The organism is Massilia sp. (genome assembly GCF_032106685.1).
Classification (GTDB): domain Bacteria; phylum Pseudomonadota; class Gammaproteobacteria; order Burkholderiales; family Burkholderiaceae_D; genus Telluria.
The window spans coordinates 91,129-106,220 of sequence record NZ_DAMCPG010000010.1 but is presented as its reverse complement, the minus strand read 5'-3'; the positions used below and the strand labels follow the sequence as shown (position 1 = coordinate 106,220).

Genomic DNA, 15,092 nt, shown 5'->3' with positions numbered 1-15,092 from the left:
CGGCCGCTATCGCTCGGGACCCTCGATGGCTTCGTTCACCCTCCACGGCATTCCGGTTTCGCGCGGCATTTCGATCGGCCGCGCGCACCTGCTCACGCCGGCGGCGCTGGACGTCAAGCACTACCTGGTGCCCGAGGAGCAGGTCGAAGCCGAAGTGAAACGCCTGCAGGACGCGATCGCCGAGGTGCACCGCAACCTGCAGGAGCTGTGGACCGACCTGCCGAAGGACGCCCCGACCGAACTGGGCGCCTTCATCGACGTCCACGCCCTGATCCTGTCCGATCCGATGATCTCGGAGGCGCCGCTCGACATCATCCGCATGCGCCACTACAACGCCGAGTGGGCGCTGGTGACCCAGATCGACGAGCTCTCGGCCCAGTTCGACGAGATCGAGGACGAGTACCTGCGCGAGCGCAAGCAGGACATCCAGCAGGTCGCCGAGCGCGTGCTGAAGGTCCTGATGGGCACCGCGCTGTCGGTGCCGCCGGTGCTGGCCGGCGACGACGACTACCACCCGCAGATGATCGTGGTCGCCCACGACATCTCGCCGGCCGACATGCTGGCCTTCCGCGATCGCGGCGGCGCACCGCGTTCCTTCATCGGCTTCGTCACCGACGTCGGCGGCCAGAACTCGCACACGGCCATCGTCGCTCGCTCGCTCGACATCCCGGCGGCGGTCGGCATGAGCCAGGCCTCGCGCCTGATCGAGCAGGATGACTGGGTCATCATCGACGGCGACGCCGGCGTGGTGATCTGCAATCCGAGCCAGCTGGTGCTGGAACAGTACCGTGCGCGCCAGGCCACCCTGATCAAGGCCAGGAAGCGCCTGCTCAAGCTCAAGAAGACGCCGGCGGTGACGAAGGACGGCACCGCGATCCGCCTGCTGGCCAACATCGAGCTGCCCGACGACTGCCCGCATGCGCTGGAAGCCGGCGCGACCGGCGTCGGCCTGTTCCGTTCCGAATTCCTGTTCATGGGCCGCGGCGCCCATGGCCTGCGCATCCCAAGCGAGGACGAGCAGTTCGAGCAGTACCGCAAGGCCGTGGTCGCGATGAAGGGCCGGCCGGTGACGATCCGCACGCTCGACGTCGGCGCCGACAAGCCGCTCGACCCGAGCGAGCACACCGCCCTGAACCCGGCGTTGGGCCTGCGCGCGATCCGCTACTGCCTGGCCGAGCCGCAGCTGTTCCTGACTCAGCTGCGCGCCATCCTGCGCGCATCAAGCTTCGGCAAGGTGCGCATCCTGATCCCGATGCTGGCGCATGCCTTCGAGATCGACCAGACCCTGAACATGATCGAGCAGGCCAAGTTCCAGCTGCGCGAACAGAACATCAAGTACGACCCGGCGATCGAGGTCGGCGCCATGATCGAGATCCCGGCGGCCGCGCTGGCGCTGCCGATGTTCGTCAAGCGCATGAATTTCCTGTCGATCGGCACCAACGACCTGATCCAGTACACGCTGGCCATCGACCGCGTCGACTACGAGGTCGCGCACCTGTACAACCCGCTGCACCCGGCGGTGCTGCAACTGATCGGCATGACCATCGCGGCCGGGCAGAAGGCCGGCATCGACGTCGCCGTCTGCGGCGAGATGGCGGGCGACATCAAGCTGACGCGCCTGTTGCTGGGCATGGGCCTGCGCGAATTCTCGATGCACCCGGCCCAGCTGCTGGCGGTGAAGCAGGAAATCCTCGGCGCCGACCTGGCGCAGATCGCTCCCCGAATGCGCCGCATCATGCGCTCGATGGAACCGGGCGAGATCCAGGACGCGGTCGAACAGCTGCAGCTCATGTAATCCAAGGGCGGCCTCCGCAGCCGCCGCTCTCGCAAGTAAAGTCAAAGAAAGTCTCATGGGATCCATTGGAATCGTCTCACCGCAAGCGATGCATTTCGCCGAACCGCTGCGCCTGCAAAGCGGCGCCAGCCTCGGCGACTACACGCTCATGTATGAAACCTACGGCACCTTGAATGCCGACCGCTCGAACGCGGTGCTGATCTGCCACGCCCTGAACGCCTCGCACCACGTGGCCGGCACCTATGCCGACCAGCCAAAGAGCGCCGGCTGGTGGGACAACATGGTCGGGCCGGGCAAGCCGGTCGACACCGACCGCTTCTTCGTCATCGGCGTCAACAACCTCGGTTCCTGCTTCGGCTCGACCGGCCCGATGCACACCAACCCCGCCACCGGCAAGCCCTATGGCGCGGCGTTTCCGCTGCTGACGGTCGAGGATTGGGTGGCGGCGCAGGCGCGGCTGGCCGACCGCCTCGGCATCGACTGTTTTGCTGCCGTGATGGGCGGCTCGCTCGGCGGCATGCAGGCGCTTTCCTGGAGCATCATGTTCCCCGAGCGCCTGCGCCACTGCATCGTGATCGCCTCCACGCCGAAACTGTCGGCCCAGAACATCGCCTTCAACGACGTCGCGCGCCAGGCCATCCTGACCGACCCGGACTACCGCGGCGGCGACTTCTACGAACACGGCGTGGTGCCGAAGAACGGCCTCAAGGTCGCGCGCATGGTCGGCCACATCACCTACCTGTCGAACGACGACATGGCCGAAAAATTCGGCCGTAAATTGCGCAACGCCGCCGAGACCCCTAGCGCGGGCCGCAACGACTACAAATTCGACTTCGGCATCGACTTCGAGATCGAGTCCTACCTGCGCTACCAGGGCGACAAGTTCTCGGAATACTTCGACGCGAATACCTACCTCCTGATCACCAAGGCCCTCGACTACTTCGATCCGGCGCGCGAGCACGGCGGCGACCTGACGAAAGCCCTGGCGTCGACCCGCGCCCAGTTCCTGGTCGCGTCCTTCACCACCGACTGGCGCTTCTCGCCGGAGCGCAGCCGCGAGATCGTCGAAGCCTTGATCTCGAACCGGCGCAAGGTGACCTATGCCGAGATCGACGCGCCGCACGGGCACGACGCCTTCCTGCTGGAAGACGCGCGCTACATGGGCGTGGTGCGGGCCTACTACGACCGCATCTGGGAACAAACGACGAGCCGGGAGGCGGCATGAAATTCGACAACCTGAACACGCTGCGCCCCGACCTGGCCTTCATCGCCGACTGGGTGCCCGAGCGCGCCCACGTGCTCGACGTCGGCTGCGGCGACGGCGCCATGCTGCGCTACCTGGAAACCGGCAAGAAGTGCACCGGCTACGGCGTCGAGATCGCCGACGACAAGGTGCTCGAGAGCACCCGGCGCGGCATCAGCGTGATCCAGCACGACATGGAGCAGGGCCTGGACCTGTTCGGCGAGAATTCCTTCGACACGGTGCTGTGCCTGTCCTCGCTGCAGATGATGCTGCACGTCGAGGCGCGCCTGCGCGACATCGTGCGCGTCGGCACCGAGGCGATCGTCTCCTTCCCGAACTTCGCCTACTGGCCGCACCGCGTGGCGCTGCTGAAGGGCCGCATGCCGGTCTCGCGCACCCTGCCTTACCAGTGGTTCGATACGCCGAACGTGCGCTACGCCACGATCGTCGACTTCAAGGAACTGGCCGAGGAGTGCGGGCTGGAAGTGCTGGACTACGTGGCCCTGGCCGAGGGCAAGCCGGTCAGCTTCTTGCCGAACCTGCGCGGCAGCCTGGCGGTGTTCAGGTTGCGCAAGAAGGCGAAGCCCGCGTAATCGTAGGGTGGGCGCCCCGTGCCCACGCGGATGTGTGCGTCGCGTTGGCATGTCGGAGTCGCGTAGCCCGCATTTTGTTACAGTGTGCCCTGATCGACCGATAACGTCGAAACGCAGCCACCACTTGCCGGCTTCCGCGTGGGCACAGAGTGCCTACGCCGGCCGCGCCCACCCTACGGGTAGTTGCATGTGATCTCAGCTTGCGCCATGATGGCGCCGTTTATCGTGCGTACCCCATCCACGTATTTCTGCGACGATGTTGTTATCAAAAACAGCACGCTCATCGATACCATGAAGAAACTAAAACACCTCGCTCTCAGCCTGACGATGCTTGCCAGCATCGGCACCGCCTACGCCCAGGACCAGGTGGTCCAGGACGGTATCGCCGTCAAGCCGCTGTCGCGGGTACGCGTGCTCGTTCCGGAAGAACAGATGAACGAAGCCGCTGCCCAGCAGTACCGGGAAATGCTGTCGGAAGCGCAGCAGAAGGGCGCGCTGGTGCCCGCCAGCTCGCCGCAGGTACAGCGCCTGCGCGGCGTGGCCCAGCGCATCATCCCGCACACGCCGCGCTGGAACCAGTCGGCCAAGAACTGGCAGTGGGAAGTCAACCTGTTCGACGCGCCCCAGGTCAACGCCTTCTGCATGCCGGGCGGCCGCATCGGCTTCTTCACCGGCATCATCGACCAGCTGAAACTGACCGACGACGAGATGGCCGCCATCATGGGCCACGAGATCGCGCACGCGCTGCGCGAACACGGCCGCGAGCGTACCGCCAAGTCGGGCATCACCTCGATGGTCGCGCGCGGGGCCGGGGCGCTGGGCGCCGCCATCTTCGGCATCGATCCGAACATCACCAATACCGTCACCGGCCTGGTGGGGCAGGGCGTCGTCCTGAAATTCTCGCGCGACGAGGAGCGCGAGGCCGACCTGGTGGGCCTCGACATCGCCGCCCGCGCCGGCTACGATCCGCGCGCCGGCGTCGCCCTGTGGCGCAAGATGGGCGCGCTGAACAAGGCGGCGCCGCCCGAGTTCATGTCGACCCACCCGGGCGGCGAGACCCGCATCGGCGACATGGAACGGCACATGAACGTGCTGCTGCCGCTGTACGCGCGCGCGAAAGGCACGACCGTGAACAAGCTGCCGCCCTACCGCACCAACGTCGCGCTGAAGTAAGAATGGGTCGCCAGGCAGAAGCCAACGCCTACGTCCCCCTGCCGGTCCGCAACGGCGTCGCGCCCAGCTACCTGTGGCTGACCGAGACGCTGGCCGGCGGCATGCTGCGCTTCCTGGCCGAGCGTTTTCCCGACGTCTCGCGCGACTCCTGGGCCGCGCGCCTGCAGCGCGGCGAAGTGGTCGACGCCGTGGGCAAGCCGCTGCAAGCGGACAGCCATGTCCGCAAGGGCATGCGCATCTGGTACTACCGCGAGCTGGATCAAGCCGAGACCCCGATTCCATTCAGGGAACGCATCCTGTTCCAGGACGAACACCTGCTAATCGTCGACAAGCCGCATTTTTTACCAATGATCCCGACCGGGCGCTTCCTGCACGAGACCTTGCTGGTGCGCCTGAAGGCCCAGCTCGAACTGCCGCACCTGGTGCCGATCCACCGCCTGGACCGCGAGACCGCCGGCGTGGTGATCTTCTCGCACAACATCGAGACGCGCGGCAAGTACCAGTCGATGTTCCAGAAGCGCGTGGTGAAGAAGGTGTACGAGGCCCTGGCGGGCCCGATCGAAGGGCGGGAGTTCCCCTTCACCTACCGCAGCCGCATGCAGGACGCGGCGCAGTTCTTCGTCAGCGAAGAGGTGCCGGGCGAGCCGAATTCGGAAACCGTGGTGGAGATGATCGAGCGCCGCGGCGACGTGGTGCGCTACCGCCTGCATCCGCACACCGGGCGCAAGCACCAGCTGCGCCTGCACCTGGCGTCGCTAGGGGCGCCGATCCTGAACGACGCCTTCTATCCGGTGGCGCTGCCCTGCAAGGGCGACGATTTCAGCGCACCGCTGCAGTTGCTGGCGCGCTCGATCAGTTTCGAGGATCCGCTCACGGGCGAGCAGCGCAGCTTCCACAGCGAACGCACGCTCGACTGGCCGGCGTAGGTGATCGGTGGGCACGGGGCGCCCACCCTACATTATCGAAGACCGATACGCTTGATACGTAGGGTGGGCGCCCCTGTGCCCACGCGGTGATCGTTTGCGGTGACTGCTTCGTGCGGGATGATCTTGCCGGAAGCACCCACATGCATCACAGCCTGTAATCGATGATCAACGGCGCGTGATCCGAGAAGCGCTCGTCCTTGTAGACCGACACCGCATGCGCCGTGGCGGCGATGCCAGGCGTTGCGACGTGGTAGTCGATGCGCCAACCGACGTTGTTGGCCCAGGCCTGGCCGCGGTTGCTCCACCAGGTGTAGTCGGCGGCTTCCGGCGCCACCACGCGGTGCACGTCCACCAGGCCGACCTCGTCGAAGATGCGCGTCATCCAGGCGCGTTCTTCCGGCAGGAAGCCCGAGTTCTTCTGGTTGCTCTTCCAGTTCTTCAGGTCGATTTCCTTGTGCGCGATGTTCCAGTCGCCGCAGATCACGACCTCGCGTCCTTCCGCCTTCAGTTGCTCGAGGTGGGGCAGGAACACTTCCATGAAACGGAACTTGGCCAGCTGGCGCTCCGGGGAGGAGGAACCCGACGGGGCGTACAGCGAGATCACGGTCAGGTTGCCGAAGTCGCAGCGGGTGTAGCGGCCTTCGGCGTCGAATTCCGTGCAGCCGAAGCCGATGCGCTTGTTGTCCGGGGCGGTGCGGCTATACACGCCGGTGCCCGAATAGCCCTTCTTTTCCGCGTAGTGGAAGTGGCCGTGGTAGCCATGCGGCCCCAGCAGCTCCTCGGTCATGTCGGCTTCCTGGCACTTCAGTTCCTGCACGCAGATGTAGTCGGCGTCCTGCTTGGCCAGCCAGTTGAAAAAGCCCTTCTTGTGGGCGGAACGGATCCCGTTCAGGTTCGCGGAAATGATTCGTGGCATTGGTAGAAAAATAAAGAATGGCGGCGCAATGGGACGCGGCCGCAACGGCATGCGGGTCGCTAGTGTAGCGCGTTTTTCCGGGTGCGGAAATGCAGGGAGGCAATCTGTTAAACTGCTGTGCATGCGAAGTAACAAGACGCTTCACCCTCTCTCGACAGTTGCGCCGGCATCCGACATGCCGGTGCCTGCCGCACACGCGGCCGCGCCGTCCATCCGGTTCTTCGACACCGACGCCGTCCTGCTCGACGAAGCGGCCGATTTCATCGACGTCGCATTGCGCGCCGGCGGCACCGGGGTCGTGATCGCCACCCCGCCGCACGTGACGCAGCTGCGCCGCCGCCTGGCCGGCTTCGGCAGCTCGACCGGCGGCGCCTGCTGGTTCCCGGGGCGCCTGCTCGTCCTCGACGCCGAGGACACCCTGGACGCCTTCATGGTCGACGGCCAGCCCGATCCGCAGCGCTTCCGCGACAGCGTCGGCGCCCCCCTGGCGGCCGCCTGTGCCGGCGGCGGCGCGGTGCATGTCTTCGCCGAGATGGTGGCGCTGCTGTGCGCGCGCGGCCAGTACGAGGCCGGCGTGCGCCTCGAACAGCTCTGGGATGCGCTCGGCGACGAATTGCGCTTCTCGCTGTTCCATGCCTGTCCCACGCAAGCCCTGGCCGAGAGCGGCGCGCCGGCCGCCTTTGCGCACAAGCCGGGGCCGCGGCAGGAGGGCGCCGTGTCCGTGCGCGGCGAGCACGACCAGCGCACTTCCCAGCTCGAAGCCGAGATCGCGCGCCGCAAGGCGGCCGAGCAGACCCTGCGCCGGCGCGAAAAGGAATTCGCCGACTTCGTCGAGAACGCCGCCGAAGGCCTGCACCGGGTCGCCGGCGACGGCACCATCCTGTGGGCCAACCGCGCCGAGCTGCAGATGCTGGGCTATACCTGGGAAGAATATGTGGGCCGCCACATCGCCGACTTCCACGTCGACGCCCCGGTCATCGACAGCATCCTGGTCAAGCTGTCCTCGGGCGAGACCTTGTACGACCAGCCGGCGCGCCTGCGCTGCAAGGACGGCTCGATCCGCCACGTGGTGATCCATTCGAACGGCTATTTCGACGACGGCCAACTGCGCTACACGCGCTGCTTCACGCGCGACGCCACCGAGCGCCACCAGCGCGACGCCGCGCTGGCCCAGCGCGACCGCATGCTGCTCAACGCACCGGTCGCGGCTGCCTTGCTGATGGGCCCGGAGCTGCGCTTCCGCCTTGCCAACCGCCGCTATTGCGAGCTGGTCGGGCGCGATGCGCTCGAGACCCAGGCCTTCGCCGCGGCCTTCCCCGAGTGGCGGGGCAGCGAGATGATGCGCCTGCTGGAGCAGGTCTACCGCAACGGGGCGCCGGTCTCGGTCGAGGAACTGCGCGTCGAACTGGCGCGCCCCGGCGGCGGCCTCGAGGAGCGCTTCCTGAAGTTCAGCCTCGAGCCCCTGGCCGACACGCCGGGCGAGGAGCAGGGCGTGATCCTGGTTGCGATCGACGTCACCGAACAGGTGCGCAGCCGCCGCAGCCTGGAGCGCGCCCATGCCGAGCGCGAGCAGCTGCTGGAAGAACTCACCGCCGCCAACCGCACCAAGGACGAATTCCTCGCCATGCTCGGCCACGAGCTGCGCAACCCGCTGTCGCCGATCGTCACCGCGCTGCAGCTGATGCGCATGCGCGGCGAGGGCGGCGCATTGCGCGAGCGCGAGATCATCGAGCGCCAGGTCGAGCACCTGGTGCGCCTGGTCGACGACCTGCTGGACGTGGCGCGCGCCACGCGCGGCCAGGTCGAACTCAAGTTCGAGCAGGTCGACCTCGGCGCGCCGCTGGCCAAGGCGGTGGAGATGGCCAGTCCGCTCTTGGAGCAGCGTGGCCACCGCCTGTCGGTCGAGGTCGAGCCCGGCCTGCGCTGGGAGGGCGATCCGATGCGCCTGGCGCAGGTGGTGTCGAACCTGCTGACGAATGCCGCGCGCTACACCGAGCCCGGCGGCGAGGTAGCCCTGCGCGCCGGGCGCGACGGCCCCGGCTGGCTGCGCATCGGCGTGAGCGACAACGGCATCGGGCTGGCGCCGGAGATGCTGACCCAGGTGTTCGGCCTGTTCTTCCAGGGCAAACGCAGCGTCGACCGCAGCGAGGGCGGCCTGGGCATCGGCCTGGCGCTGGTGAAGAACATCGTCGAGCTGCACGGCGGGAAGGTCGAGGCGAGCAGCGCCGGACCGGGGCAGGGCAGCCAGTTCGTGGTCCGCCTGCCGCTGCGCAGCACGGGCGCAGGCTGCGGGGCAGAGGTCGTGACGGCCGCGCCGGCGCCGGCGGCGCCGCACAGGCGCATCATGGTGGTCGACGACAACGCCGATGCCGCCGAGACCCTGGGCCTGCTGTTGAAGGCGCATGGCCACCAGGTCGAGGTGTTCAACGATCCGCTGCAGGCCTTGTCCGCGGTGACGCGGGTGCAGCCCGACATCGCGGTGCTCGACATCGGCCTGCCGGGCATGGACGGCTGCCAGCTGGCGCGCAGCCTGCGCGCGCTGCTGGGCACGCACCCGTGCCGCCTGGTCGCGCTGTCCGGCTATGGCCAGGCGGCGGACCGCCAGCGCAGCAAGGAAGCCGGTTTCGAGCAGCACCTGGTCAAGCCGATCGGCCCGGACCAGGTCGCGCGCCTGGCGCTGGCGCTACCCTAAAAGCAGGGTCGGCCGGCGCAGGCGCGGCGGCGCGGATTACAATACCCGTTTTCGAATTTCAGGAGAACAGCGTGAGCAATCTGCGCCAGGAGTTTATTGCGTTTTCGGTCGAGACCGAAGTCTTACGATTCGGTCAATTCACGACCAAGGCCGGGCGCCTCTCGCCTTACTTCTTCAACGCCGGCCTGTTCCACGACGGCGCCACCCTCGGCCGCCTGGCGCAGTTCTACGCCCAGACCCTGCTCGCCTCCGGCGTCGAGTTCGACATGCTGTTCGGCCCGGCCTACAAGGGCATCACCCTGGCCAGCGCGACCGCGGTAGCGCTTGCCGCCGAGGGCCGCAACACCTCGTTCGCCTACAACCGCAAGGAAGCCAAGGACCACGGCGAAGGCGGCACCATCGTCGGCGCCAAGCTTGCCGGCAAGGTCGTCATCGTCGACGACGTGATCTCGGCCGGCACCTCGGTGCGCGAATCGGTCGACATGATCCGCGCCGCCGGCGCCGAGCCGGCCGCCGTCCTGATCGCGCTCGACCGCATGGAGCGCTCGGGCAAGGACGACGCGCTGTCGGAAGGCTCGGCGGTGCAGCAGGTGGCCAAGGAATTCGGTATTCCCGTGATCTCGATCGCCAACCTGGACGACCTGTTCACCTACCTGTCGGGTGAGGGAGCGGGCGCCGAGCTGGGCCAGCACAAGGAAGCGGTGGCGGCCTACCGTACGCGTTACGGCGTGTAGGGTGGGCGGGGTCCCCGCCCACGCGTTCGACGCACGGTTGAAACGAGGGAACGGTATTGCAGGCGCCGCTTGAACGCGTGGGCGGCGTTCCTGCCGCGTGAACGCACGCAGAAGCGTGTAGCCGCCCACCCTACGTCCTTCCGCAAACGCTGCGGACGTAAAAAAACCGGAACATGCTCCGGTTTTTTTATGCTTCGTTTTTCTACTGCCGGGCCGATCAGCCTGCCAGCTTCTGCTTCAGCAGCTCCGTCACCTGGGCCGGATTCGCCTTGCCCTTGGACGCCTTCATGGTCTGGCCGATCAGCGCGTTGATCGCCGCTTCCTTGCCGGCGCGGTACTGCTCGACCGACTTGGCGTTCGCCGCCAGCACCTCGTCGACGATGGCTTCCAGCGCGCCGGTGTCCGAGATCTGCTTCAGGCCCTTCTGCTCGATGACGACGTCGGCGAGGTTTTCGTCCGTCGACTTCGCTTCCCACATGGCCGCGAACACTTCCTTCGCGGCCTTGTTCGAGATCGTGCCGTCGGCGATGCGCTTCACCAGCAGCGCCAGCTGCGAGGCCTCGACCGGCGACTCGGTGATGTCCACGCCTTCGCGGTTCAGGGTCGAGGAGACGTCGCCCATCATCCAGTTGGCGATGGTCTTCGCGTTTTCCTTGCCGGCTTTCGCCACCACGGCTTCGTAGTAGGTCGCCATGCCCTGCGACGAGGTCAGGATCAGGGCGTCATACTCGGGCAGGCCGTAGTCGCCGGTGAAGCGCGCGCGCATTGCGCCCGGCAGTTCCGGCATGTCGGCCTTCACGCGCTCGATCCAGTCTTCCGAAATCATCAATGGCGGCAGGTCCGGGTCCGGGAAGTAGCGGTAGTCCTGCGCGTCCTCCTTCGAGCGCATGGCGCGGGTTTCCTTGCGATCCGGGTCCCACAGGCGGGTGGCCTGCTGGACCTTGCCGCCGTCTTCGATCAGCTCGATCTGGCGCCGCACTTCGTAGTGGATCGCTTCTTCCATGAAGCGGAAGGAGTTCAGGTTCTTGATCTCGCAGCGAGTGCCGAATTCCTTCTGGCCCAGCGGGCGCACCGAGACGTTGACGTCGCAGCGGAACGAGCCTTCCTGCATGTTGCCGTCGCAGACGCCCAGCCACATCACCAGCGAGTGCAGAGCCTTCGCGTAGGCGACCGCTTCGGCGGCGCTGCGCATTTCCGGCTCCGAGACGATCTCGAGCAGCGGCGTGCCGGCGCGGTTCAGGTCGATGCCGGTCATGCCGGCATAGTCCTCGTGCAGCGATTTGCCGGCGTCTTCTTCCAGGTGAGCCCGGGTCAGGTTGACGGTCTTGGTCTCGAGCTTGCCGTCCTTCTCGTAACCGAAGGTGATGGTGCCGCCCTGGACCACCGGGTCCTCGAACTGGCTGATCTGGTAGCCCTTCGGCAGGTCGGGGTAGAAGTAGTTCTTGCGCGCGAAGACCGACTGCGGCGCGATCTTCGCCCCGACCGCCAGGCCGAAGCGGATCGCGCGCTCGACGGCGCCCTTGTTCATCACGGGCAGCACGCCCGGCAAGGCCAGGTCCACGGGGCTGGCCTGCGTGTTCGGCTCGGCGCCGAACTGGATCGAGCTGCCGCTGAAGATTTTCGAGTTGGTCGTGAGCTGGACGTGGTTCTCAAGACCGATGACGACTTCCCATTGCATGGTGTTCTCTCTTTTCTGTTCGGTTCGGGCCGCAGGTTGCTCTTATGTCACGCGTGGGCACGGGGTGCCCACCCTACGGTGTCCGATTCCTGATGCTTTAGATGCCTTCGGGTGCGCGCTGGTGCCAGTCGGTGACCTGCTGGTACTGGTGCGCGATGTTCAGCAGCTTGGCTTCGGCGAAGTAGTTGCCGATGATTTGCAGGCCGACCGGGCGCTTGGCGTTCTTTTCGCCCTGGCCGAAGCCGACCGGGATCGACATGCCCGGCAGGCCGGCCAGGCTGGTCGACAAGGTGAAGATGTCGGCCAGGTAGTTGGCGACCGGGTCGTTCGCCTTCGAACCGAGATCCCAGGCCACCGTTGGCGCCACCGGACCCATGATCACGTCGCACTTGTCGGCAAAGGCGGCCTGGAAGTCGTCGGCGATCAGGCGGCGGATCTTCTGCGCCTGGACGTAGTAGGCGTCGTAGTAGCCATGGCAGAGCACGTAGGTGCCGACCATGATGCGGCGCTGGACCTCGCGGCCGAAGCCTTCGGCGCGGGTTTTCTTGTACATGTCCTGCAGATCCTTGTACTCGGCTGCGCGGTGGCCGTAGCGCACGCCGTCGAAGCGCGACAGGTTCGACGAGGCTTCGGCCGGGGCGATGATGTAGTAGGTCGGGATCGACAGCGCTGTTTTGGGGAGCGAAATGTCGACCAGGGTCGCGCCCAGCTTCACGAACTGCTCGAGCGCGGCGCGCACGGCCTGCTCGACGTCGGCGGCCAGACCCTCGCCGAAGTATTCGCTCGGCACGCCGATGCGCAGGCCGGTCAGGGGCTTGTTCAGGTCGCGCGCGAAATCCTCGTGCAGGTTGCCCTGCTCGGGCGTGAGGCTGGTCGAGTCGCGCTCGTCGTGGCCGATCATTTCGTTCAGCAGCAGGGCGCAGTCCTCGGCGGTCTGGGCGATCGGGCCGCCCTGGTCGAGCGAGGAGGCGAAGGCGATCATGCCGAAGCGCGAGACGCGGCCGTAGGTCGGCTTGATGCCGGTGACGCCGCAGAAGGCGGCCGGCTGGCGGATCGAGCCGCCGGTGTCGGTCGCGGTCGCGGCCGGCGCCAGGCGCGCGGCGATCGCGGCGGCCGAGCCGCCCGAGGAGCCGCCCGGCACCGCCAGCGGATCCCAAGGGTTCTTCACCGGGGAGAAAGCCGAGTTCTCGTTCGACGAGCCCATCGCGAATTCGTCGAGGTTCACCTTGCCCAGCGTGACCATGCCGGCGGCGCCGAATTTCTCGACCACGGTGGCATCAAAAGGGCTGACGTAGTTGGCCAGCATCTTCGAGCCGGCAGTCGTGCGCCAGCCGCGCGTGACGAAGATATCCTTGTGGGCGATCGGGACGCCGGTCAGCGGGCCGGCCGTGCCTTCGGCGATGCGCGCGTCGGCGGCGGCGGCCTGGGCCAGCGACAGTTCCGGATCGACGTGCAGGAAGGCGTTGTGGCCGCTCGCGTCGATGCGGGACAGGTAATGGCGGGTCAGTTCCGTGCTCGAGACTTGTTTCGAGTGCAGCAGCGCGGACAGCTCTTTGATAGTCTTGTTGTGCATATGCGTGTTCCGTTCGTGGATGCTGGTTACTCGATCACCTTCGGCACCAGGTACAGGCCGTCCTGGGCTTTCGGCGCCGGCGCCTGGTAGGCGTCGCGGCGGTTTTCTTCCGTGACCACGTCTTCGCGCAGGCGCAGCGGCAGCGCCAGGATCGCGGCCAGCGGGTGCGACAATGGCGCAACATCGGTGGTGTCGACCGCCTGCATCTGTTCGGCCAGGGCGAAAATGCCGTTCAGCTCGGACAGCGCGGTCTCGGCGTGGGCGTCGTCCATATCGAGCTGGGCCAGATTGGCGATCCGTTTTACGTCTGAAAGAGTCAGGGACATGGCAAAAGGCGCGGCGCGGTGCCGCGTTCAAAATGGGGTTGGGCGCATGACGGGATCGCGGCGCCCTTTGTTGAACGCCTTGCTACAGCCGATAAAACCTTGCTAATCCCGTCGATCTCGCTTGAGGAACTGGGGGCTAAAACCACCTGTTTTCAGCGTTTAATCGGTAAATTATAAGGTAGAATGGCGGGCTAATGCGTGGTTGGCGCCGAACGAGCGCCGCCACGGCAGCTTCAACAAGACCGCAGGGTGCAGCAGCAGGCCAGGGCGGCGAGGATTCCCGATCAATAGTTTAGGCGCGGCTAGCGCGCATCAGGACATACATGTTTGGTTCTTTACGCAGTTATTTCTCGAACGACCTGGCCATCGACCTGGGTACCGCCAATACGCTGATCTATGTGCGCGGCCAGGGCATCGTGCTGGATGAACCTTCGGTCGTGGCGATCCGCCAGCAGGGCGGCCCGAACGGCAAGAAGACCATCCAGGCGGTCGGCAAGAAGGCCAAGCAGATGCTGGGCAAGGTGCCTGGCAACATCGAAGCGATCCGCCCGATGAAGGACGGCGTGATCGCCGACTTCACCGTCACCGAAGAAATGCTCAAGCAGTTCATCCGCATGGTGCACGACTCGAAGTTCTTCCGCCCGTCGCCGCGCATCATCATCTGCGTGCCTTGCGGTTCGACCCAGGTCGAGCGCCGCGCGATCCGCGAATCGGCGCTGGGCGCCGGCGCCTCCCAGGTGTTCCTGATCGAGGAGCCGATGGCGGCCGCAATAGGCGCCGGCCTGCCGGTGTCGGACGCGACCGGCTCGATGGTGGTCGACATCGGCGGCGGCACGACCGAGGTCGGCATCATCTCGCTGGGCGGCATGGTCTACAAGGGTTCGGTGCGCGTGGGCGGCGACCGCTTCGACGACGCCATCGTCAACTACATCCGCCGCAACTACGGCATGCTGATCGGCGAGCAGACCGCGGAAGCGATCAAGAAGGCGATCGGTTCGGCCTTCCCGGGGTCGGAAGTGAAGGAAATGGAAGTCAAGGGCCGCAACCTGTCCGAAGGCATCCCGCGTGCGTTCACGATCTCGTCGAACGAGATCCTGGAAGCCCTGACCGATCCGCTGAATAATATCGTCTCGGCGGTCAAGAACGCGCTCGAGCAGACGCCGCCGGAACTGGGCGCCGACATCGCCGAGAAGGGCATGATGCTGACCGGCGGCGGCGCGCTGCTGCGCGACCTGGACCGCCTGCTTATGGAAGAAACCGGCCTGCCGGTGCTGGTGGCCGAAGACCCGCTGACCTGCGTGGTGCGCGGCTCGGGCATGGCGCTGGAGCACAACGACAAGCTGGGCTCGATCTTCTCGTACGAGTAAGCACTGGCACCGGTCGTTAATCGTTAGACCATAGCGTGGGCAGGCGAGCGGCATAAAAGCGCCTGGTAAAACCTTC

General features: G+C 66.3%; 12 protein-coding genes. 8 read left to right on the top strand and 4 right to left on the bottom strand.

Annotated elements, in window-relative coordinates; translation table 11 throughout:
- Nucleotides 1-25 precede the first annotated feature (25 nt).
- From ptsP to RT688_RS08535, 5 genes are all read left to right on the top strand, one after another.
- Nucleotides 26-1,795, top strand: coding sequence for a phosphoenolpyruvate--protein phosphotransferase (ptsP, locus tag RT688_RS08555; RefSeq protein WP_313704450.1), 1,770 nt, complete (start codon nucleotides 26-28; stop codon nucleotides 1,793-1,795).
- 88 nt (nucleotides 1,796-1,883) lie between these two features.
- On the top strand, nucleotides 1,884-3,020 hold the full coding sequence (locus RT688_RS08550) for a homoserine O-acetyltransferase (protein WP_409521895.1): 1,137 nt from the start codon (nucleotides 1,884-1,886) through the stop codon (nucleotides 3,018-3,020).
- Entirely contained in the window at nucleotides 3,017-3,631 is a 615-nt protein-coding gene (gene metW / locus RT688_RS08545; RefSeq protein WP_313704422.1) for a methionine biosynthesis protein MetW, read from the top strand. Before RT688_RS08550 ends, metW begins: the two co-directional genes overlap by 4 nt.
- A 291-nt stretch (nucleotides 3,632-3,922) precedes the next feature.
- Nucleotides 3,923-4,804 (top strand): M48 family metallopeptidase, encoded by an 882-nt coding sequence (locus tag RT688_RS08540; RefSeq protein ID WP_313704421.1) that lies wholly within the window; start codon nucleotides 3,923-3,925, stop codon nucleotides 4,802-4,804.
- A 2-nt stretch (nucleotides 4,805-4,806) separates the two neighbouring features.
- The gene (locus RT688_RS08535; RefSeq protein ID WP_313704420.1) at nucleotides 4,807-5,730 is read left to right on the top strand and encodes a pseudouridine synthase; all 924 of its coding nucleotides are present in this window, start codon (nucleotides 4,807-4,809) and stop codon (nucleotides 5,728-5,730) included.
- 145 nt (nucleotides 5,731-5,875) lie between these two features.
- Here RT688_RS08535 and RT688_RS08530 read toward each other — a convergent pair whose 3' ends face one another.
- Nucleotides 5,876-6,646, bottom strand: coding sequence for an exodeoxyribonuclease III (locus RT688_RS08530; protein ID WP_313704419.1), 771 nt, complete (start codon nucleotides 6,644-6,646; stop codon nucleotides 5,876-5,878).
- 181 nt (nucleotides 6,647-6,827) lie between these two features.
- On the opposite strand from RT688_RS08530, the gene RT688_RS08525 reads away from it, so the two are divergent.
- Both RT688_RS08525 and pyrE read left to right on the top strand, forming a co-directional pair.
- Nucleotides 6,828-9,338 (top strand): ATP-binding protein, encoded by a 2,511-nt coding sequence (locus RT688_RS08525; protein ID WP_313704418.1) that lies wholly within the window; start codon nucleotides 6,828-6,830, stop codon nucleotides 9,336-9,338.
- A 71-nt stretch (nucleotides 9,339-9,409) separates the two neighbouring features.
- Nucleotides 9,410-10,072: an orotate phosphoribosyltransferase gene (gene pyrE / locus RT688_RS08520; RefSeq protein WP_313704417.1), complete on the top strand. Its 663-nt coding sequence runs from the start codon at nucleotides 9,410-9,412 to the stop codon at nucleotides 10,070-10,072.
- A gap of 217 nt (nucleotides 10,073-10,289) precedes the next feature.
- Here the strand turns inward: pyrE and gatB are convergent, their stop codons facing one another.
- The 3 genes from gatB to gatC form a co-directional block, all read right to left on the bottom strand.
- Nucleotides 10,290-11,750, bottom strand: coding sequence for an Asp-tRNA(Asn)/Glu-tRNA(Gln) amidotransferase subunit GatB (gene gatB, locus RT688_RS08515; RefSeq protein WP_313704416.1), 1,461 nt, complete (start codon nucleotides 11,748-11,750; stop codon nucleotides 10,290-10,292).
- A gap of 97 nt (nucleotides 11,751-11,847) precedes the next feature.
- Nucleotides 11,848-13,323: an Asp-tRNA(Asn)/Glu-tRNA(Gln) amidotransferase subunit GatA gene (gene gatA / locus RT688_RS08510; RefSeq protein ID WP_313704415.1), complete on the bottom strand. Its 1,476-nt coding sequence runs from the start codon at nucleotides 13,321-13,323 to the stop codon at nucleotides 11,848-11,850.
- Nucleotides 13,324-13,349: 26 nt separating this feature from the next.
- Nucleotides 13,350-13,649 (bottom strand): Asp-tRNA(Asn)/Glu-tRNA(Gln) amidotransferase subunit GatC, encoded by a 300-nt coding sequence (gatC, locus tag RT688_RS08505; RefSeq protein WP_313704414.1) that lies wholly within the window; start codon nucleotides 13,647-13,649, stop codon nucleotides 13,350-13,352.
- A 323-nt stretch (nucleotides 13,650-13,972) separates the two neighbouring features.
- Between gatC and RT688_RS08500 the strand changes: the two genes are divergently transcribed.
- Entirely contained in the window at nucleotides 13,973-15,016 is a 1,044-nt protein-coding gene (locus tag RT688_RS08500) for a rod shape-determining protein (RefSeq protein WP_312554157.1), read from the top strand.
- Nucleotides 15,017-15,092 lie beyond the last annotated feature (76 nt).

Bases quoted from the DNA above. Each gene is read 5' to 3' on its own strand.
- ptsP (WP_313704450.1), top strand. From the start codon at position 26: ATGGCTTCGTTCACCCTCCACGGCATTCCGGTTTCGCGCGGCATTTCG.
- RT688_RS08550 (WP_409521895.1), top strand. From the start codon at position 1,884: ATGCATTTCGCCGAACCGCTGCGCCTGCAAAGCGGCGCCAGCCTCGGC.
- metW (WP_313704422.1), top strand. From the start codon at position 3,017: ATGAAATTCGACAACCTGAACACGCTGCGCCCCGACCTGGCCTTCATC.
- RT688_RS08540 (WP_313704421.1), top strand. From the start codon at position 3,923: ATGAAGAAACTAAAACACCTCGCTCTCAGCCTGACGATGCTTGCCAGC.
- RT688_RS08535 (WP_313704420.1), top strand. From the start codon at position 4,807: ATGGGTCGCCAGGCAGAAGCCAACGCCTACGTCCCCCTGCCGGTCCGC.
- RT688_RS08530 (WP_313704419.1), bottom strand. From the start codon at position 6,646: ATGCCACGAATCATTTCCGCGAACCTGAACGGGATCCGTTCCGCCCAC.
- gatB (WP_313704416.1), bottom strand. From the start codon at position 11,750: ATGCAATGGGAAGTCGTCATCGGTCTTGAGAACCACGTCCAGCTCACG.
- gatA (WP_313704415.1), bottom strand. From the start codon at position 13,323: ATGCACAACAAGACTATCAAAGAGCTGTCCGCGCTGCTGCACTCGAAA.
- gatC (WP_313704414.1), bottom strand. From the start codon at position 13,649: ATGTCCCTGACTCTTTCAGACGTAAAACGGATCGCCAATCTGGCCCAG.
- RT688_RS08500 (WP_312554157.1), top strand. From the start codon at position 13,973: ATGTTTGGTTCTTTACGCAGTTATTTCTCGAACGACCTGGCCATCGAC.